This is a genomic window from Micromonospora sp. NPDC048835, assembly GCF_040649995.1.
Classification (GTDB): Bacteria; Actinomycetota; Actinomycetes; order Mycobacteriales; family Micromonosporaceae; genus Micromonospora.
This window is the reverse complement of record NZ_JBEZGM010000058.1, coordinates 1-18,333: the sequence shown is the minus strand read 5'-3', so window position 1 is coordinate 18,333 and position 18,333 is coordinate 1. Positions and strand designations below refer to the sequence as shown.

13 protein-coding genes, 1 tRNA gene and 2 pseudogenes are annotated in these 18,333 nt (G+C 68.0%); 8 read left to right on the top strand and 8 right to left on the bottom strand.

What is annotated here, in order from left to right; translation table 11 throughout:
* Window positions 1-726: 726 nt before the first annotated feature.
* The 3 genes and pseudogenes from AB0C15_RS32270 to AB0C15_RS32260 form a co-directional block, all read right to left on the bottom strand.
* On the bottom strand, window positions 727-2,268 hold the full coding sequence (locus AB0C15_RS32270) for a cobyric acid synthase (RefSeq protein ID WP_357358486.1): 1,542 nt from the start codon (window positions 2,266-2,268) through the stop codon (window positions 727-729).
* Window positions 2,269-2,489: 221 nt separating this feature from the next.
* Window positions 2,490-3,428 (bottom strand): annotated as a pseudogene (locus AB0C15_RS32265) (cobalamin biosynthesis protein); the annotation flags it as partial.
* A gap of 342 nt (window positions 3,429-3,770) precedes the next feature.
* Window positions 3,771-4,574: a single-stranded DNA-binding protein gene (locus tag AB0C15_RS32260; RefSeq protein ID WP_357358484.1), complete on the bottom strand. Its 804-nt coding sequence runs from the start codon at window positions 4,572-4,574 to the stop codon at window positions 3,771-3,773.
* Window positions 4,575-4,878: 304 nt separating this feature from the next.
* Here AB0C15_RS32260 and AB0C15_RS32255 point away from each other — a divergent pair, with 304 nt between their 5' ends.
* Both AB0C15_RS32255 and AB0C15_RS32250 read left to right on the top strand, forming a co-directional pair.
* Complete coding sequence (locus tag AB0C15_RS32255; RefSeq protein WP_357358482.1) at window positions 4,879-5,298, top strand: HPF/RaiA family ribosome-associated protein; 420 nt, start codon at window positions 4,879-4,881, stop codon at window positions 5,296-5,298.
* Window positions 5,299-5,580: 282 nt separating this feature from the next.
* Window positions 5,581-6,558 (top strand): annotated as a pseudogene (locus AB0C15_RS32250) (alpha/beta hydrolase); the annotation flags it as partial.
* A 191-nt stretch (window positions 6,559-6,749) separates the two neighbouring features.
* Here the strand turns inward: AB0C15_RS32250 and AB0C15_RS32245 are convergent.
* Window positions 6,750-7,445, bottom strand: coding sequence for a hypothetical protein (locus AB0C15_RS32245; RefSeq protein ID WP_357358480.1), 696 nt, complete (start codon window positions 7,443-7,445; stop codon window positions 6,750-6,752).
* 160 nt (window positions 7,446-7,605) lie between these two features.
* Between AB0C15_RS32245 and AB0C15_RS32240 the strand changes: the two genes are divergently transcribed.
* Window positions 7,606-7,681: transfer RNA gene (locus AB0C15_RS32240), tRNA-Arg, on the top strand.
* A 156-nt stretch (window positions 7,682-7,837) separates the two neighbouring features.
* Window positions 7,838-9,229: a UDP-N-acetylmuramoyl-tripeptide--D-alanyl-D-alanine ligase gene (gene murF, locus AB0C15_RS32235; protein WP_357358478.1), complete on the top strand. Its 1,392-nt coding sequence runs from the start codon at window positions 7,838-7,840 to the stop codon at window positions 9,227-9,229.
* A gap of 9 nt (window positions 9,230-9,238) precedes the next feature.
* Here murF and murC read toward each other — a convergent pair whose 3' ends face one another.
* A complete protein-coding gene (gene murC, locus AB0C15_RS32230; RefSeq protein ID WP_357358475.1) occupies window positions 9,239-10,684 on the bottom strand; it encodes a UDP-N-acetylmuramate--L-alanine ligase in 1,446 nt (481 codons plus the stop codon).
* A 911-nt stretch (window positions 10,685-11,595) separates the two neighbouring features.
* Here murC and AB0C15_RS32225 point away from each other — a divergent pair.
* From AB0C15_RS32225 to AB0C15_RS32210, 4 genes are all read left to right on the top strand, one after another.
* Window positions 11,596-12,396, top strand: a complete 801-nt coding sequence (locus tag AB0C15_RS32225; protein WP_327034284.1) for a helix-turn-helix transcriptional regulator — start codon at window positions 11,596-11,598, stop codon at window positions 12,394-12,396.
* Window positions 12,393-12,575 (top strand): DUF397 domain-containing protein, encoded by a 183-nt coding sequence (locus AB0C15_RS32220; RefSeq protein ID WP_327036328.1) that lies wholly within the window; start codon window positions 12,393-12,395, stop codon window positions 12,573-12,575. The genes AB0C15_RS32225 and AB0C15_RS32220 overlap by 4 nt, the downstream gene beginning before the upstream one ends.
* Before the next feature lie 940 nt (window positions 12,576-13,515).
* Window positions 13,516-13,845, top strand: a complete 330-nt coding sequence (locus AB0C15_RS32215) for a hypothetical protein (RefSeq protein WP_357358473.1) — start codon at window positions 13,516-13,518, stop codon at window positions 13,843-13,845.
* Window positions 13,842-14,243 (top strand): hypothetical protein, encoded by a 402-nt coding sequence (locus tag AB0C15_RS32210; protein ID WP_357358471.1) that lies wholly within the window; start codon window positions 13,842-13,844, stop codon window positions 14,241-14,243. The genes AB0C15_RS32215 and AB0C15_RS32210 overlap by 4 nt, the downstream gene beginning before the upstream one ends.
* A 41-nt stretch (window positions 14,244-14,284) precedes the next feature.
* Here AB0C15_RS32210 and AB0C15_RS32205 read toward each other — a convergent pair whose 3' ends face one another.
* The 3 genes from AB0C15_RS32205 to AB0C15_RS32195 all read right to left on the bottom strand — a co-directional run bounded on the left by AB0C15_RS32205 (window position 14,285) and on the right by AB0C15_RS32195 (window position 18,168).
* Entirely contained in the window at window positions 14,285-14,992 is a 708-nt protein-coding gene (locus AB0C15_RS32205) for a hypothetical protein (protein WP_357358469.1), read from the bottom strand.
* Window positions 14,993-15,611: 619 nt separating this feature from the next.
* Window positions 15,612-16,256, bottom strand: a complete 645-nt coding sequence (locus tag AB0C15_RS32200; RefSeq protein WP_357358467.1) for a class I SAM-dependent methyltransferase — start codon at window positions 16,254-16,256, stop codon at window positions 15,612-15,614.
* A 472-nt stretch (window positions 16,257-16,728) separates the two neighbouring features.
* Complete coding sequence (locus tag AB0C15_RS32195) at window positions 16,729-18,168, bottom strand: hypothetical protein (RefSeq protein WP_357358465.1); 1,440 nt, start codon at window positions 18,166-18,168, stop codon at window positions 16,729-16,731.
* Window positions 18,169-18,333: the final 165 nt, after the last annotated feature.

Sequence of the window (18,333 nt, the reverse complement as noted above, 5' to 3'; positions counted from 1 at the left end):
CAACCCGAAGATCACCGATGGTTGACCTGCCCCATCTCCACCACCGCCAGGCCGTCAAGACCCCCTGACCAGCCAACTCAGGATGGAACTACCCCTCCGAAACTGCTGCCTCCCGACCGGACGAGGCAGTTTCGGGGAGAGTGCGCGGATCATCGCCCCGATAGGCGCGACCACCGCGAACTGGGGCTGCCGGAGGTAGGGGGCCCGGCAGGCAGGCCGTGCGCCCAGGGGGCTAAGCAGGCAAAAGGGGCGATGCTGCGCCCGCACCTACCGGGGCCGGGGCACGGCCGGGGCCGGGGCACGGCCGGGGCCGGGGCACGGCCGGGGCAGGGGCAGAACCAGGCCGGGGGCCGGGGGCCGGGGGCCGGGGGCGTCATCACCTGCCAACTCGCGCCCATCCACCCGGGCCGCCATGTCCAGATCGTGCTCGATCCAGGAAGAAGGCCTTACCCACCGCCAGGAGGCCACTACAACAAGGATCGAGCACGATCATCCCTCGCTGCGCCGACGCACACTCCCCTTGGGACGGAGGGCCGCCACCTCGGCGGCGAACCGGACAGGGGCCGCCAGGAAGGCGGCGCACCGCCAGGAGGACGCCGGGCCGATCAGAGAGACACCGAGGCCGATCAGAAAACACCGAGGCCGATCAGGAAGACGGCGGGCCGATCAGGAAGACGGCGGGCCGATCAGGAAGACGGCGGGCCGATCAGGAAGACGGCGGGCCGATCAGGAAGACGGCGGGCCGGGTGGGATGAAGGGGAGGCCCCCGGGTGGGCCGGTCTCGATGAGACGCCAGAGGGCGTCGGTGTCCAGGTGTTCCTCGACGAGGTCGCCGAGCAGGTCGAGTGAGCGTTCCCGGGCGGCGGCGAAACTGGTGGCCGGTGCGACCCGGAACCCGCTTCGGCCGGCCAGGCGAGCCGCTTCGGTGAGGAACCACCGGCGGAACCCGTCGGACTCGAACGCCCCGTGCCAGTGGGTGCCGTGCACCGCAGCGAGCACGGCACCCTCTGCCACACCGTCGTCGCGGGTCAGTAGAGGTGGCAGGTTGGGGTCCGCCTGCGACACGTACCCGTGGTGGATCTCGTACCCACGCACCGGAAGACCGGCATGGCTGGTGCCCGCCGACTGCCGGACGGTCTTGCGCGGGTCGAAGGTGATCTCGATGGGCAGCAGACCGAGCCCGGGCACGCTGCCCTGCTGGCTCTCCACCGGGTCGTGGATGGCGCGGCCGAGCATCTGGAAGCCGCCGCAGAGGCCGAGCATGGGCTTGCCGGCCGCCACATGGGTGGCCACCGCGTCGGCGAGGCCGGTCTCGCGCAACCACGCGAGGTCGGCGACGGTGGACTTGGAACCGGGCAGGACGACCAGGTCGGCGGCGGCAAGCTCGGCCGGTTCGATGGTGAGGCGTACGCGGACGCCGGGCTCGGTGGCGAGCGCCTCCACGTCGGTGGCGTTGCTGATCCGGGGTAGGCGGACGACGGCCACGTCCAGCCATTCGCTGCCGTGCGGGGCGGCGGGTCGGCCGAGTACCCGACCGTAGGCGAGTGAGTCTTCCGCGTCGAGCCACAGGTCCAGTGCCCAGGGCAGCACCCCGTACGTGGGGCGGCCGGTGACCTGACGCAGCATGTCCAGACCCGGCTGGAGCAGCCCGAGGTCGCCCCGAAACTTGTTGATCACGAAACCGGCGATCAGCGCCTGGTCGGCCGGGTCCAGCAGGGCGACAGTGCCGAACATCGAGGCGAAGACACCGCCCCGGTCGATGTCGCCGACGACGATGGTGGGCAGGTTGGCGTGCCGGGCCAGCCCCATGTTGACGTAGTCACCGGCCCGCAGATTGATCTCCGCGGGGCTGCCGGCGCCCTCGCAGATCACCACGTCGTACGTCTCGCGCAGCTCGGCGAGCGCGGTGTACGCCGTCTCGGCGAGCCGGGGACGTAGCTGTCGAAAGGTGCCGGCAGTGATCGTGTCGACCGCCTCGCCCATCAGCACCACCTGACTGGCCAGGTCACTGCCCGGCTTGAGCAGCACCGGATTGAACCGCAGATCGGGTGCGAGCCCGCACGCAGCAGCCTGCATGGCCTGGGCGCGCCCGATCTCGCCGCCACGCCCGTCCGGCCCGACGACCACCGCCGAGTTGTTCGACATGTTCTGCGCCTTGTACGGCGCCACCTTCACGCCCTGCCGGTGCAGCCAACGGCAGATGCCTGCGGTGAGCACACTCTTGCCGGCATCCGAGGTCGTGCCGGCCACCAACAGCCCGCCGCTCACCGCCCGCTCCCCCGCCGCGCCCCGACGCCCTCGTGCGCTCCGACAGGCCGCACCCCGTCCAGCCCACGCCCGCCGGTCAGCCCAAGCTCGCCGGTCAGGCCGCGCCCGCCGACCAGCCCACGCACACCGACCAGCCCACGCACACCGGCGAGCCCACGCCCGCCGCCCGCGGCAACCCGCCCTCGCCGATCCACGGCGCCCAGCAACACCTGCCTGCTCACCGCGCCGACCAGCCGGCCGAGGGTCACCGGGTACGCGGCGGCCAGCCCGACGGCGGCCAGCCCCACCGCTCCGGAGATCCGGGCGGCCCGTTTCAGGTGCCGCGCCTCCGGGCGGGGACCGTCGCCGAGGAACGGCCGTACCTCGGAGCGCCCGAAGTAGGTGTTGCGTCCACCGAGGCGGACCCCGAGGGCACCGGCCATCGCCGCCTCGCACTGCCCGGCGTTGGGGCTCGGGTGGTCGTTGCGGTCCCGCCGCCACACCTGCCAGGCGCGCCCCCGGTCTCCGTGCGCGACCGGTGCGACGGCGATGGTGAGCAGCCCGGTCAGCCGGGACGGCACCAAGTTGAGCGCGTCGTCGAGACGAGCAGCCGGGGTGCCGAACCGCGCGTAACGCGCCGACCGGTGCCCGACCATGGCGTCGAGGGTGTTCGCGGCGCGGTAGCCGAGCAATCCGGGCAGGCCGGCGACCGCACCCCAGAGCAGCGGAGCGACGACCGCGTCGGAGGTGTTCTCGGCGACAGACTCGACGGTGGCCCGGGCCAGCTCCGACTCGCCGAGCGTCGACGGATCCCGTCCGCAGAGGTGACCGAGGCGTCGCCTGGCAGCGGGCAGATCGCCGTCGCGCAACGTACGACCCATGACTGTCGCCTCGTGCCGTAGCGTGCGGCCGCCGAGCACGCTCCACGTGCCGGCTGCCACGAGCACCGCCCGGGTCACCGGCCGGTGCCGGGTGGCCGCCGCGGCGACCGCCCCGAGCAGCACCGGCCCGCCGACGGCCAGTGCGGTGAACGCCGTACCCGCCGCTCGGTCCGGACGGTAGAGGCGGCGCTCCAGGGCACCTGCGGCCTGCCCGAAGCCGGCCACCGGATGCCACCGGCGGGGGTCGCCGAGCAGCCTGTCCAGTGCGTACCCGGCCAGCAGCCCCACCGCGTTCGCCATCGGCGCTGTCCGTCGCACCCGCACCACCCCCGGCCGGCCAGCCTAGACGAGCACCCCGGAAACCGGCCCAACCCCACGGTGCCGCACCCACGACGAGACCCACTGGAGCGAACCCGCAGGCCCTCCCGTCGACTGCTGTCACGCGGGGTGACGACGCTTGTCACGCCGCCACCCCGCCCCCGTCGTGCCGTGCCACGCCATGCCGTGCCGACACCACACCACGCCACGCCATGCCATGCCGTGCCGTGCCGTGCCGACACCACGCCTGCCACGCCGTGCCGACACCACGCCTGCCACGCCGTGCCGATACCGCGCCACGCCATGCCGTGCCGTGCCGAGCGGTCAGGCCGGCTGTGGGATCCGCCCCCGACCACGCCGCCCCCGACCGGGCTGCGCCGGCTCCGGCTGGCCCTCGTCGGGCATCGGCCCCAACTCGATGTCCAGGTCAGCGTCGGCGTCGTCGTTCCCCGCCTCCGGGGGAGGCGCCAGCTCGTCGTCGAGGTCCGGCGGAACGTTTACCGGCTCGACCTGCCTGCCGCTCGGGGAGCTGTCGTCCTCCGAAACGGTGCCGAACGGGCTGGTGGCGAAGGGGCTGGTGCCGACGGGGCTGGCGTCGAACGGGCTGGTTCGCAGCTCGGCGTAGTCGGGCAACTCGAATTCGTCGTCAAGCGGCCGGTCGTCGGGCAGCACGGGCGCCTGCCCGGCGGGCACCGGCTCGGTGGGTTCGCCGTGCACCCGGCTCTCGGCCTCCGCGTCCTCCACGGTGCTGGTCGTCATGCTCGGCCGGTTGCGCAGGAACCGGGCCCGGCCCCGGGACAGGTCGTGGCCGACGGCGACCGCCTCCAGTTCGTAGAGCGTGCGGTGGTTGCCGGCGTCGTCGGTCCAGTCGCGGGTGTAGAGCCGCCCACAGACCACCACCGGGTCGCCGACCATGACGGAGGCCGCCACCCCTTCGGCGAGCTTGCGCCAGCAGTTGACGCGGACGCGCAGCGAGTTGCCGTCGACCCAGCGGCCGCTGTCCCGGTCGAGTCGGCGGGCGGTGGAGGCAACCTTGAAGTTGGCCACCAGAGTGTCGCTCTGGGTCGTACGCCGCCACTGAGGCGTCGTCAGCACATTGCCGACAATTGTCACGTAGGTGTCGAACATCGTCCCTCCAGGGAGATCGGGGCCTGCCAGCGCGAGTCGACTCGACACCGAGCATCGACACTCAAAGCGCCGATGACTAGCGCCCGTCCCAGGCCTGTGGATGACGAACCCACCTGTGGACAACGCCCTGATCACGCCCACATGTGGTAGGCCAAACTCGCCCGACCCGCCGTCGACGGTTTCCCCGGCCGCCCTTACTGGGTAAGGACTTGATCAACGCACCACCGACAGCTCCACGTCGACGAGAGGTCAGCGCCATGACGATCACTACCATCGACTCCGCGAACGCTTCCGGGGCGCAGCGATGAGCGCCGCGGCGAACCCGGCCACCGTGGCTGAGTGCCTGCGGGTGGGCGCCGGGTTCTCTCAGGGTGACCGCAACTGGATCGCCGAGCAGTTCGCCACCCTCGACGCCCGGCTGGCCAGCTTCCACGCTGACGCCACCGAGCTGGAGGTGTCGGTGAAGGACCGGGAGGCACGCGGACAGAAGGTCACGCTCGAGTGCTGGATCGCCGGTCGGCAGAAGATCGTCACCACCTCCAGCGAAGAGGATCTGCACGCTGCCCTCAACGACGTCCGCGACGACCTGCGGCGGCGGCTCAACGACGCCAAGACCCGCCAGGAGCCCCGGCACAACAAGCACCTGCGCGATGTCCCCCAGCCGCAGATCGAGGCGGATGAGGCCGAGATGCCGACCCTCCGCACTGACGCGGAAACAGCCTGACCCACGCCACACCCCACCTCATCCCGCCCCGCCCGTCCCCACCCCAGCCCACCCCCACCCCCACCCCGCCCCCGCCCCCGTCCCGCCCCGCGATCTTGCACTTTCGAACGCCGAACAGCGGCAAACGCCCCTTATGCCGGGACAGAAAGTGCAAGATCGCGAGGGCGGGACGGGGACGGGCGGGACCGGGGCGGGACCGGGCGGGACCGGGGCGGGGCGGGGCAGCAGCGGCAGGATGACGCGGGCTACCGCTGGGTAGGGCGGCGGCGTAGCGTCGGGTTCGTGGAACCGGACGTGTTGGGGCCGCCGTACGAGCGGCAGACGATCGACCTGGGCACCGACGACGAAGGCCCGGTCGTGGCGACCCTGGTCCGGCGGCGGGCCGAGCGCCCCACCGGGCGGGCCGTGCTCTACGTGCACGGCTTCGTCGACTACTTCTTCCAGACCCACCTGGCTGACTTCTTCGCCGAGCGAGGCTGGGATTTCTACGCGCTCGACCTGCGTAAATACGGTCGCAGCCTGCTTCCGGCCCAGACCCCGAACTTCTGCCGCGACATCAGCGACTACTTCCCCGAGCTGGACGCCGCCGCCGAGATCATCCGCAAGGACGACGGCCACGACACCCTGCTGACGATGGGCCACTCCACCGGCGGCCTGATCCTCTCGCTCTGGGCGGACGCCCGCCGCGACACCGGCACCATCGACGGCCTCGTCCTCAACAGTCCCTTCTTCGACCTGAACGCCCCCTGGGCGGTCCGTCGACCCCTCGCGGCCGCCGTGTCCCGGCTGGGCCGCAGGGCGCCGCACCGCATCCTCCCGTTCGGGCTGGGCACGGTGTACGGCGAAAGCATCCACTCCGACCACCGCGGCGAGTGGACCTATGACCTGGCGTGGAAGCCGCTGGCCGGGTTCCCGGTCCGGGCCGGCTGGTTGAACGCAATCCGCACCGGGCAACGTCGACTCCGTGCCGGGCTGGACATCCAGGTGCCGGTGCTGCTGGCCTGCTCGACCCGCTCCTTCCGCGGCACCAAGTGGCACGACAACGCGACCCTTGCCGACGCTGTACTCGACGTCGAGCACATGGTCCGCTACGCGCCCCGCCTGGGACGCCATGTCACCCTGGCCCGCTTCGACGGCGGGTTGCACGACCTCACGCTCTCCGGCCCCACCGTACGCAAGAAGGTCTTCGACGAGGTGGGCCGCTGGGCCGAGGCGTTCCTCGCCGCCGGCCCCACCGCCCCGGCCGACGCCACCTCGACCGACGCCACCGAACCCGATACAGCCCAGGCGGACAACGACACCGCCCAAGCCGACACCGCCCAACCCGACGCGGCCAAAGCCGACGCAGCCCGGGCCGACACGGCCGAGGCTCACACAGCCCAGGTCGACGCGTCAGGTGCCGCGGCAACCTCCACGCGCTGATCGGTCGGGACGGCTACCCGGGTCGCGGTTCAGACGTCGCCGGGCGTGACCGGTAGGACGGCCTGGATCCGGTCGAAGGTCGCCACCGGGTGCGCGCCGACGCCGGGCAGTACCAGGCCCAGGCAGTACGGAGACACCTCGCCGTCGACGTCGGCCTGGACGATGAAGACCGGTGCGCCGACGTACCCCGGCGGTAGCTCCGTGGTGATCACCACGGCGTCTCCGTCGCGGACCACCCGCTCGATCGCGACCTCCAGCGGACGCGACCCGTCTTCGCGTACCCCATGGGCCAGCACGAAAGCGGAACTGGCATCGGTGCCGAGCCGGGCGACCACCTCGGGCCCGGCGGCGATTGCCGCGGGCACCGGCTGGACGCGCCACCGCCAGCCGCCGTCGCCGGCGAAACGGTGCAGGCCAGCGGTCGGCAACACCGCGACCCCGTCGCCCGGGAAGCGGGCCCAACCGGGAACGATCTCGGCCTCGGCGACGACGGCCGGCGCGACCCCCGCCGGCTCGGTGACACTCGCCCGCAGACTCAGCTCGCCACCCGACGCTTGCACCAGGTCAGCCGCAGTCAGCAGCGACTCCCCCACCGGGTCGTCACCGCCCTGGAAGAAGAACGCGGTACCGACGTCACCCGATGACCGGTACGGCAGGATGGCGCGACCGACGACCTGGCACAGCTCGTAGGCGACGTCGCTCTCGGCGTCGGAATCCAGCAACACCAGCCAAAGGTACGGTCCGACGCCAGGCCCATCCGCGGTAACCCGGATGCCCGCTCCGACGCGGACATGAGAGTCTGCTCGGCAACGTGGACGCGGGCACCCTTTTCGCCGTCGGGCAGTGGGACGGCGGTACCCTCTGGGCGCGACATCCACGCCACACGCGCCCGTAGCTCAGCGGATAGAGCAGGGGACTTCTAATCCCAAGGCCGCAGGTTCGAATCCTGCCGGGCGCACCACCGTCTAGCTGCCATAGCGCCCCGACGGGTATCCATCGAGCTGAAACTTGATCGTCGTGTGGGGACAGCTCGGCATACGGCGAATCCGTCGACGCCAACAGAGAGCGGCAGCTCACCCGCAGCGCCCTCGCACGGTAGGTTTTTCTCGTGCTTCCGATGACACTACGCGAGATCACGACCGCTGTCGGTGGGGCCGTTCACGACGCTGCATCCGAGGTGACGGTAACTGCCCCGCTGGTGTTCGACAGCCGGCGGATTGAGCCGGGCGGGATGTTCGTTGCACTGCCCGGTGAGCGCGTCGACGGGCACGACTACGCTGCCCAGGCGATCGAGGCCGGCGCGGCGGCCGTGCTGGCGTCACGACCGGTCGGCGTCCCGGCGGTGGTCGTCGAGGACGTGCCCACCGCCTACGGACGCATCGCCCGCATGGTCGTGGACCGGCTCCCGCAAACCACGGTGATCGGTGTGACCGGCTCGGTGGGCAAGACCTCGACCAAGGACATCCTTGCCCAGGTGCTGCCTGCGTGGGGCGAGACGGTTGCCACCCGGGCGTCCAACAACAACGAGCTTGGGTTGCCGTACACGGTCACCCGCGCCACAGCCAACACCCGCTACCTCGTCTTGGAGATGGGCGCACGCGGGATCGGGCACGTGGCCTATTTGACTGGGATCGCCCCGCTCACCGTCAGCATCGTTACCCGCGTCGGGCACGCGCACCTTGGCGAGTTCGGTTCGGTGGAAAACATCGCCCAGGCCAAGGGCGAGATCGTGGAAGCCCTGCCAGACGCAGGCGACGGCGGATTGGCGGTGCTCAACGCCGACGATGAGTTGGTGGCCGCGATGGCGGGCCGGACCCGCGCCCGCGTGCTCACCTACGGCATCGACAACCCGGCGGACGTGCGGGCCGAGAACGTGACATTGGACGAGCTGGGCCGCGCCGGCTTCCGGCTCAGGTACGACGGTCAGACCGCCGAGGTGCGGTTGCGGCTGTACGGGTTGCATCAGGCGTCCAACGCGCTCGCCGCCGCGACTGTCGCTCTCGGGCTGGGCCACCCGATCGAGGCCGTAGCCGAGGCGGTTTCGCGCGCCGAGGCGGTGTCGCCGGGCCGGATGCAGGTCACCAACCGCGCGGACGGGGTGACGATCATCAACGACGCCTACAACGCCGCCCCCGACGCCATGCGCGCCGCACTACGCGCCCTGCAAGCGATGACCGGGGACGGCCAACGGGCGGTCGCGGTGTTGGGCGAGATGAATGAGTTGGGCGAGCACGCCACAGAGGTGCACCGCGAGATCGGACAGCAGGTAGCCCGCATAGGGGCCGGGTGGCTGGTGGCGATCGGCGGGACGAACGCCGACCAGTACGCGAACGGGGCCGCCGGCAACGGCACAGCGGTTGATCGGGCGGCGGACGTGGCCCAGGCGTGGGAACTGCTCCGCGAGGGCCTACGCCCGGGCGATGTGGTGTTGGTCAAGGCATCGAACAGCGCCGGGCTCCTTGCGCTCGCTGACAAGCTGATCGAGGAACCCGGCGCTGTCACCGCTTAGGCGTAGGGATTACGCGGACAACGCGACCTCGGAACGCTGGCCCAGGGCGTCCAGGATCGCCGCACCGTAGCCGGTCACATCACCGGTGCCCATCGTCAGGACCACGTCACCGCGACCAGCCATCCCCCCGACGATCCGCGCGACATGATCCGCGCCAAGCGGCAGGCAGTATTGACCGTCGCGCAAGTGGGTCACGATCACTGTTGCGTCGGCCGCCGGCCGTCCGTGCGGCACGGTGCCGTGCACGTCGAGCAGCAGGACGTAATCGGCTTTGTCCGCCAGGAGTCGGCCGATCCGCGAACTGAAGGCCAGCACCCGGGCGTGTCCGGACGGCTGGAACACCACGATGACCCGGCCGCGAGCCAAGGTGCGCGCGGCTTCCAGGTCGGCCGCGATCTCCTTCGGGTGGTCGGCGTAGGAGTCGATCACCGTCACCCCGGCCCGAGTGTCGACGTGCTCGAAGCGACGGCGTACTCCCGAGAAGGTGCATGCCGCTCCCGCTGCGTCGGTGGGGTCCAGGCCCAGGGCCACCGCACATGTCACGGCCGCAACCGCGTTTTCCAGGTGGTGCGCCGCAGGGGTCGGCAGAGTCAGCCGCACCGTCGTCCCGTTCGGCATCCGGACGGTCGCCGAAACGCTCCACCCCTCGGCGTGCACATCGAGCAGGCAGATATCGGCCGTGCGGCTCCGGCCGTAGCGCAGCACCGTCAGGTCAGGTCGCTCATCGGCGATGACCTCGGCGGCCACGTTCGCGCCCACGCAGTCGGCGTTCGCGATCAGGAACCCGTGATGAGCGATCCGGGAGCCGAATTCGACGTAGGCGCGCATCACCGCGGCGTGGTTGACGAAATTCTCCGGGTGGTCGTCCGTGACGTTGGTCATGACCGCGATCGACGGGGTGAGGAAGTGGAACGACCGGTCCGACTCGTCCGCCTCAGCGACCAGCAGCCGGGACCCGCCGAGACGGGCGCCAGAGCCCGGCCCGGTCAGGTCAGCCCCGATCAGGTAGGTCGGGTCCTCGCCGAGGGTGCGCAGGATGTGGGCCAGGATGCCGGTCGTGGTGGACTTGCCGTGCGAGCCGGACACCGCGATGAACCGCCGGTTGGCGCTGAGCGCGTCGAGGACTTGCGCCCGATGTACCACCGGGATGCCGGCGACACGGGCCGCCTCGATCTCCGGCGCATTTTGAGCAACCGTGGTGTAGACGACGCAGCTCGCGCCCTGCACGTGGAAGGCGTCATGCCCCACGTGCACCCGCACGCCCGCCACGCCCAGGGCCGCGAGTGTGGCGGAGTCGTTCAGGTCGCTGCCACTGACCTGGTGGCCCAGTTCGGCCAGCAGCCGAGCCAGTCCAGACATGGCCGACCCACCGACGCCCACGAAGTGCGGACGGGATAGGTCAATGGGGCCGGTGTAAGCCTCGGTCGTCGGGTTACCAGTGATCGTGTCGGTCATGGTGCCGTGTCTCCTTCGATGTAAGAGCTGACGGGTTGGTGCCATGAGCTGACGTGCGAGAAGGCCTGCTCCTTTCCACGGGTGCGATTCCGGCGCGCGGCCGGGATGGCCTCGGGTCACCAACTCGGCCGCGCGGGTCCAATCGGTCTGCATCGGTTCGTCCACCTGTCGTTGTCCCAGCCAGCCGGGTTGCAGGGGTGGGAGCCGAGCCGGTAGGCCAAGTCGCCGCAGGTCCGCGAGGCAGGCGCTTTTCGTGCCGCGCGGTGGCGGGCCGGGCAGGCATGGCCGACACCGGGGCACCGGCGGGATCGATGCGGATGATGCCGAGGCCGGATCAGATCAGCGTCGTCATCCATGAACAACTTCGCACGCGGACAGGCGAGGCTGGTGAGACGCTGAGAAACAGTGACGCGGCGGGGGCCGTCACCGTCGATTGCGTTCCAGGCGACCTAACCGAACGGTTACCGGCACGCACTCCGCATTGATTCGCGTCGGCCCTGTCAGCGCCGACGAACGGGACATCTGGCCGGGCGTCAGGTTGCCGGCACGCCCCCAGATCAGGAGCGCCTCCGTCCGCGCCGAGTACCACGGCGGCAGGCAGCGAACCCGCCCTTGCAGCATTGTGGGCTTAGGCACTGCGGGCTGAGGTTTTCTCGCATTCCTTCTAAGCAGTCGCATGAGGCGCACTTGGACCTCCTAGGGTTTCGGAGGGGCACGCCCGCAGAGGTGAACCGGACGGCCCCGATCAAGAACCACCCCGTCCTCCCCTGGATGAAAGCGGCTCCGATGTGTGACAGTCTGCAAAGGACGTCACCGTCTTCGATACGTGCTCGTGTTAGGTGCGCAGCTCAGGGGCCGCATTGAGCAGGTGCGGGACACTCGCCGACAGAATTGAGCAGAGGTGGGCAACGATGGGGACTGCTACCGATTACGTCCTGGAGGAGCTACGGCTGTTCCGGGCAGGGCTCGGGCTAAGTCAAGATGAGCTCGGCAGGGCTATCGGCTATTCGGGATCACACGTCAGCTCAGTTGAAACGGGTGGCCGCCCTCCGACACGCGAATACATGAGCGCGGTCGATGAGGCATACAAGACCGGCGGACGGTTCGGGCGGATGTTGCGCGAGCTGTCGAAGCTCGATCACACGCCAGCGTGGCTCAGACAATGGATCGAGTTCGAGGGTGAAGCGACGCTGCTGCGCTGGTACGAGCCAGCGTTCGTGCCGGGCATCCTTCAGACCGAGGCGTACGCCCGCACCACACTCGCCAGTGGCGGTCTACTGCTACCGGAAGAGGTCGACCAGCGGGTCGCATCCCGGCTCGATCGGCAGTCGATCCTGACCCGTGAGGCACCCGCGCCCTTGGTCGCTGTGCTCGACGTGATGGTTTTACGCCGCAAGGTCAACGATCAGCCCGATGTCATGGCCGAGCAGGTAGCCCATCTCGCCAAGATGGCCGAGCTGCCACACGTGCATATACACGTGGTGACGGAGGATGCGGGCGTCTACTCTGGATTGCAAGGAGGCTTCATCCTGGCCACGCTGGGTGACGGCTCGGTGGTCGCGCACCTGGATCATCAGGTCCGAGCACAGGTAGTGAACCTGACCGATGACCTTGCTACTCTCCAGCGCGTGTGGGAGGCGATCAGGGGCGATGCCCTATCGCGCAGGCAATCACTTCAATTGATCAAGGAAGCAGCGCAGACATGGACATGACCGGTGCCAGGTGGCACAAGTCGAGCCGCTCAGGAACCAACGGCGGGTCGTGCGTAGAGGTGGCCGACAACCTGCCCAACGTCGTGCTCGTCCGCGACACCAAGGACCGGGACGGCGGCATGCTCCAGTTCGACCCGAACGCTTGGCAATCGTTCATTGACCACGCCAAGCAGTACTGACGCAGACCCTAACGAAGGCCCCCGTCGAATCCGCCCGGGGCCTTCGTTCCATCGGAGCTACCGCCCTGCCAGAACAACCGATGGGTCAACGAGGCTTCTCCGCCCGCATCTGCCGTTGACAGATAGCGACACCGCCGGAGGCGATCCTAGGGGCTGCGGCAGCGCCTAGAGGGTCAGTAACACGTTAGCCACTGGCGTACGTGGAGGCGCTGAGCGCAGATTCACGAACAGGGCTGCCGTCGGGTGCACTCTAGGATCCTGGCCGTATGTTGCTCTTGGAGGGGGTAGGCATGGGTTGGCGGACAGTCCAATTTCGGACGACGGATCCGCCGCGTCGAGAAGTATTGTCATGGGTTCGCGAGTTCGCTGCATACACAAAATGATCCAAGTGTCTTGCCTGCTGGTGGTGGAGCGGGAGGCGACCGAGTCAAGCGGCGCGGTGGGCCTCTACTGGCCGATGTTGAGCGCTGCAACGGACACCGGTCGGGCACGCGCTCGTGAGGCTGGGGCTTGAACCCCTGACCCGAAGTGATTGAAAGCCGGTCATGACGGACGTAGGGGCTCCGACCTGACTCGCAACCCTTGCCAGATCTCGACGTCTCGCATGAGTTCTCGCTGTCGAGTTTGCCGAATCTGTGCCCAGCGATCTTCAGTTCTTGATCTTCACCCTTGGCCTGCGGCTTGATGGCAAGCAGCTGCGAGCGACTGGGCGTAGGCGACTGACTCTCCCCCGCGCAACGCGCGGCCAGCGGACCCCCGCCTGAGATGCTTCACACGGCATAATGCTCAACGTGCGGAAGCTGAGGGAGTTGCTCGCTGGCAGTCGGTCCGCTCGGCTCTACGCTCTGGGTGGCTTCCTTCTGGTTGGCAGCCTGGTGATCACCGCCCTCTTGGCATTCAAGGGGGCCGATCAAAAGAACCCCTTGACCACGTTGGAAACATGGCTGCTTGGCTTCTTCGCTGCACTTCTACAGATCGGGGCTGGCGCAAGTTTCATATGTCAGTCGGGAAAGCTGATCCGACTCATGCAAAGAGTTCGGTCCGCCATCTCCAGTCACTCGGCCTGACCGCTCAAAAAGGTCGCTATTTGGCGGAGCAATACTTTGATGGCGGTTCAGCTGCGGAGCGCCGAATGGCGCTCGGCCAGCTAAGTGTTTATTTGAGTGAGATAGAAGAGAAAGCTAGTTTGGCAGTAGAGGATTGGGCAGATTTCCACGGAGATGCGGTGGCCGCCCTCCTGCTTGACTCATCAGATCGGGAGACGAAATGAGCGACCGAATTCGCGGCAAGGTTGCCCACCTTATTGATGAGCGCACGCTAGTGATAAACCGAGGAACAGACCACGGCGTCACGGTCGGCATGCGGTTCGCTGTCCTTAACCCAAAGGGTGCAGATGTCGTTGATCCCGACACGGGTGAAACGATCGGATCGGTAGACATTGATAAGGTGCTAGTGAAGGTGGTCCGCGTTGCTCCCAAGATGGCGGTTGCGCGCACCTTCCGAACTTTTGTCAGTGGCATCGGTGCCATTATGAGTTCTGAAAAGCGACACGAGACACTCAGCGTCGAAGGCTCAACCTATAAGCAGGATCTTGAGGAGAAAGACTCTTACGTGAAAATCGGCGATCCCGTGGTTGAAGCGCGGGGGGAGGAATTCACTGATAAGTGATCGAGATTGGATCTATGGAGGCAACTATTCGATCTCGTCTTTCACTTTCCGTCATGCTCCCACGGCCCTGGGTCCGAACTGACCGGACGCGGGCGGCCACCGGGCCCAGGCACGTGGATGCCGGTAACACTCTTGGCAATCCCGTTGCGACGGCTCGGCGAGAAACGGGCCGTTCGCTTGCTTCGGACGGGAGCAACAACCCCGAGCTTCGTTCTAGCCGAGGCTTGAAATTCAAGCCGTCGTCTATGACAGTGGTCGTATGCGGCGAAGGTATCGCTTGCGGGACCCAGAATTTCCATTGAGCCAACCACGTCCCACAATGCTCCGATTAGCTCCTCCGCCTCGCGGACTAGCTCACCCTCTTCGAGGAGCGCCAGTTCGGCTTGAAGAAGGTCAAGTCCCTCAAGGGACTCAATTACCTCGGCCAACATTTCTCTGACCACTTCTTCATCGCCCGGTGCTCGCAAGAGCGATTCAGACATGTCGAAGGCGATCAGGACCGAGCTATAACCCGCCGCTCGCATATCCTGGTAAGGCTTGTCGTCGTCAGGCATGAAACTCGCAACACTGTAGAGTTGTCGTTCTGCCTTAACAGCCGTAGCGACAACTTCTCTACACACTCTAAAGCGGTCCTGCAACCATCTCTGTTGGTCTTCGTGGCTCTGGCGCTGCTGTTCGTTCCTTCTGCTGAGAATTTGAGTTATCGAGGCAGCGAGAAGTGTTCCGCCTATGCCAATACCAGCGGTCATCAATTGAATTGAACCAGCATCCATAGAGATAACTTAATTCACAAGCGCAAGACAGGTGCCATCCCGTCTACCGTCGACCCGCCCATCTGGGAGCAGGCCGCCGCCCGGCCCGCGCCACGTCAAGCCGACCTTGACGTACGTTCAGACGCTGGCGGGTCGGGAGGCGGTCTGCTCGGCTAGCCCGGGTCGACGGTAGACGGGGCGGCCTAACGCAACCACCCACGAACCCGGCGGCTGCCGACGAACTTCGACATCCTGGAGCCGAAGCGCCCCGCCGGAGGCGCAGGGACCGCCACCCCGCGACCACCGCCAGCTCGCCGACTCGGCCCGGCAGCGGGCCCACCAGTATCCGGTTGCCGCCTGTCGCTCTGCGGCGGTTCCCTTGGGCTTTCCGCTTCCGCGCCAGCCGCCGGGCGTGTTGCGTGGCCGGAGTCGGAGCGACGGACGAGCGCCTAGGCGGCGGCGCGTGTGGCCCGTTCGGGGCCGCCTTGAAGACGTACAGGAACTTTGACCCCTTGCGCCTGGGCCTCCCCTGTCCTCCGTCGACTGATGTGCGGCACCCGTCCGCCAGCTGATCTGCGACACCGGCGCGTATGCCCGAATCTTCTCCGGCCTACCGTTACGGCGAGCGGCGGGCGAAGAGAAACGCTTGCGGGGTCTGACTGTTCGGCTTGAGCAGCATCTGGGCCTCGACTTCGAACCCGGCGTCACGCAGCCACGCGCCCACGCGCTCCGGCTGCCGGCGGTGGATATACAACTTCATTGGGTGACCGCCGTAGCCCTCAGTCATCAGCTGCGACTCCTCGCCCACGTGAAATAGCAGCTGCAGCGATCCGCCTGACTGCAAGGCACGGTGAAAGTGCTGCAATATGGTGGGCACGTCGCCGTCGGGAATGTGGATCAACGACTGCCAGGCAAGGATGCCTGCCAATGAACCGGCAGGAAGGTCCAGGTCCGTCATCGAACACACTTCAAACCGCACGTGGGGGTGGTCGCGGCGGGCAACGTTGATCATTCCTGGAGACAGGTCGACACCGAAGGCATCGACACCAAGTTCGCGCAGGTAAGCGGTGACATGTCCGGGACCGCAGCCGACATCCGCCACCGGACCGCCACCGGCGTCCCGCACGCTGTCTGCGAGCAGCGTCAGAGCCGCACGTAGGTACCGGAGCTCGGCAATGGCCCCGCGCACTTGGTCGGCGTAGCTGATGGCGACCGTGTCGTAGGACGTCCGTGTGTCGGTCAACCAGTCGTCTCCGCTCATGACCGGCAACGCTAGCTCAGGCTCGACTGACTCACCTACGCAGCTCCGTGGGTGCGGGTTCCGCGCCCTGCTGCGCCCAACTTGAAGGCATGACGCACATCACGCGGCGGAGATGTGTCGCACATCAGTCGACGGAGGACACGCCTGGGCCTCCCCTGTCGACGGCCGAGGCTGATTGCTTGGAGGGTGAGCCCGCAGTGAGCCCGGACGCCTCCGGATACGGCGTCACGACCCGACATGGATCGGCACGGATAGGGGTGTCTACCTGGACAGATAGACACCCCTAGCAACTCACGATCACGGGCTAACCCGTATCCGATTCAACTTCTAATCCCAAGGCCGCAGGTTCGAATCCTGCCGGGCGCACCTTCTCCACCGCAGGTCAACAGGCCGCCGTGTCCGATGCCGTCCGTCCCAGCACATGCTCGACCAGCGCGGATCGGCGTCTCCGGGCAGACTCAGCCGGTCACGATCAGGGAGCTTTCAGTGTGGTCGGCCGGTTCGAGGCAATGTGCCAGTAGGCGTCGCGTGCCTCGGTCAACTGTTCGGGGCTGATGTCCGCAAAGGTTCTGGAGAGCCGGCCGGCTCGTTGACGCATCGCCAGGTTGACCTGGTGGGTGCCCTCCAGCGGTCTGCCGTCCTGGTGCGGAGAGGGCTGGGTCAGCGGGTCGGCGATGGTGGTGCGTAGGTCCTGGATCAGCGGGTCCAGTGTGATCGCGGCGGTCTGCAGCGCGTGGAGGGTCTCGGTCTCGAGTGTCTGCTCGGGTTGGAGCGCCGATGCCACCCCCTGCCGGACATCTGGTGCGTAGAGGTAGCCGGCGTCGTCGCGGGTCAGCGACATGCGCGGCAGACGCGCCATTCCGTGGTACGCCCAGTTGGAGATCGTCGTCAGGCAGACGTGGCGGACGACAGTCATCTGGTCGGCGTCCACACCACGCAGCAGCGGGGCAAGCTGACGATGTTGCCAGAGCGGGAAGCTCCGATCATGGTGGCAGCGAGTTGGCAGGGCTCTGTGCACCGCGGTCACGGCGAGCGACGCCGCATTGATCGCGAGTAGCGTCTCGCAACTGGTGACGTGTTCGGGTCCGGCGAATGCCGGCACCAGTTGGCGTGCTGTCGCCTGATCCAAGCCACGACCGACGGCAACCGGCGGTGGCGGAGGCGGCATTTCAGTGCCGGTGTGCCAGACGACGTTGACGTACCAGTTCGACGGCGGCTGCCCGTGCTCGCGCCAATCGTGATAGAGCGAGACGCTGCCACCTTCACCGCCGCGACGCAGCGAATACCTGACCATGCACGTCTTGTCGACGTAGTCCGCGACCTCGGCTGCTGCCACGCTGCCGAGATCACAACCGAAGGCCCGCAGCCGCTCCAGGTATTCGGTGAATGGCCGACCCGGGCGCCGCCACGCGGCGTGTTCCCACGCGCCGTCGCGGGCCTGCTCGGCGAGTACGAGCGTGGCGTCCTGCGGCACCGGGAAGCTGGCGGGAAAGTGCGGCGGCAGCCCTCGCGCGTCCAACTCGGGCAGCCTCGTGGCCGTGCCGTAGAAGATGTCCGCCTGGGCGTCGTAGTCGAAGGTCGGCGGTGGTGGCCTCTTGGGCTCGAGTCGACCGTTGATGTCGGCCGCGTCCAGCTCGTCGAGGATGATCCGGACGACCTGCTCGGCGTACCGGCTCTCGTCCTTGAGGTCCAGGCGGAACACCGGAACGGCGTCCTCCACGAGTACGCTGCACCAGCTCGGCAACGGGCACTCGGGGTCGTCCGGATGCGGGATCCGGCTGATTGCCCGCACCGCGCGCCGCAGCGCCGCGATGCCCGCGGCTTGGTCCGTCGCGTCGTGCAACGCCAGAGCTACCGCAGAGCAGTGCTCGGTGACGTACGCGATCAAGCCCGCTTCGTCATAGCGCAGCATCGATCGATGCTCTCACGCACCTGCCGGGTGCCACTTGCCGGGCCGGCCGTCGAGCGAGTCGGACAGCCCGCTAGGGCCTGTGTCGAAGTCGGTTACAGCCACTCGTTGATCGCGGCGATGTGAACGGTGGCTTCGTAGCGGACGGCGAGTTTGTCGAACCGGGTC

Bases quoted from the DNA above. Each gene is read 5' to 3' on its own strand.
- AB0C15_RS32225 (WP_327034284.1), top strand. From the start codon at position 11,596: ATGGGGACTGCTACCGATTACGTCCTGGAGGAGCTACGGCTGTTCCGG.
- AB0C15_RS32260 (WP_357358484.1), bottom strand. From the start codon at position 4,574: ATGTTCGACACCTACGTGACAATTGTCGGCAATGTGCTGACGACGCCT.
- AB0C15_RS32200 (WP_357358467.1), bottom strand. From the start codon at position 16,256: ATGAGCGGAGACGACTGGTTGACCGACACACGGACGTCCTACGACACG.
- AB0C15_RS32205 (WP_357358469.1), bottom strand. From the start codon at position 14,992: ATGACCGCTGGTATTGGCATAGGCGGAACACTTCTCGCTGCCTCGATA.
- murC (WP_357358475.1), bottom strand. From the start codon at position 10,684: ATGACCGACACGATCACTGGTAACCCGACGACCGAGGCTTACACCGGC.
- murF (WP_357358478.1), top strand. From the start codon at position 7,838: ATGACACTACGCGAGATCACGACCGCTGTCGGTGGGGCCGTTCACGAC.
- AB0C15_RS32220 (WP_327036328.1), top strand. From the start codon at position 12,393: ATGACCGGTGCCAGGTGGCACAAGTCGAGCCGCTCAGGAACCAACGGC.
- AB0C15_RS32255 (WP_357358482.1), top strand. From the start codon at position 4,879: ATGAGCGCCGCGGCGAACCCGGCCACCGTGGCTGAGTGCCTGCGGGTG.
- AB0C15_RS32215 (WP_357358473.1), top strand. From the start codon at position 13,516: ATGGCTGCTTGGCTTCTTCGCTGCACTTCTACAGATCGGGGCTGGCGC.
- AB0C15_RS32210 (WP_357358471.1), top strand. From the start codon at position 13,842: ATGAGCGACCGAATTCGCGGCAAGGTTGCCCACCTTATTGATGAGCGC.
- AB0C15_RS32195 (WP_357358465.1), bottom strand. From the start codon at position 18,168: ATGCTGCGCTATGACGAAGCGGGCTTGATCGCGTACGTCACCGAGCAC.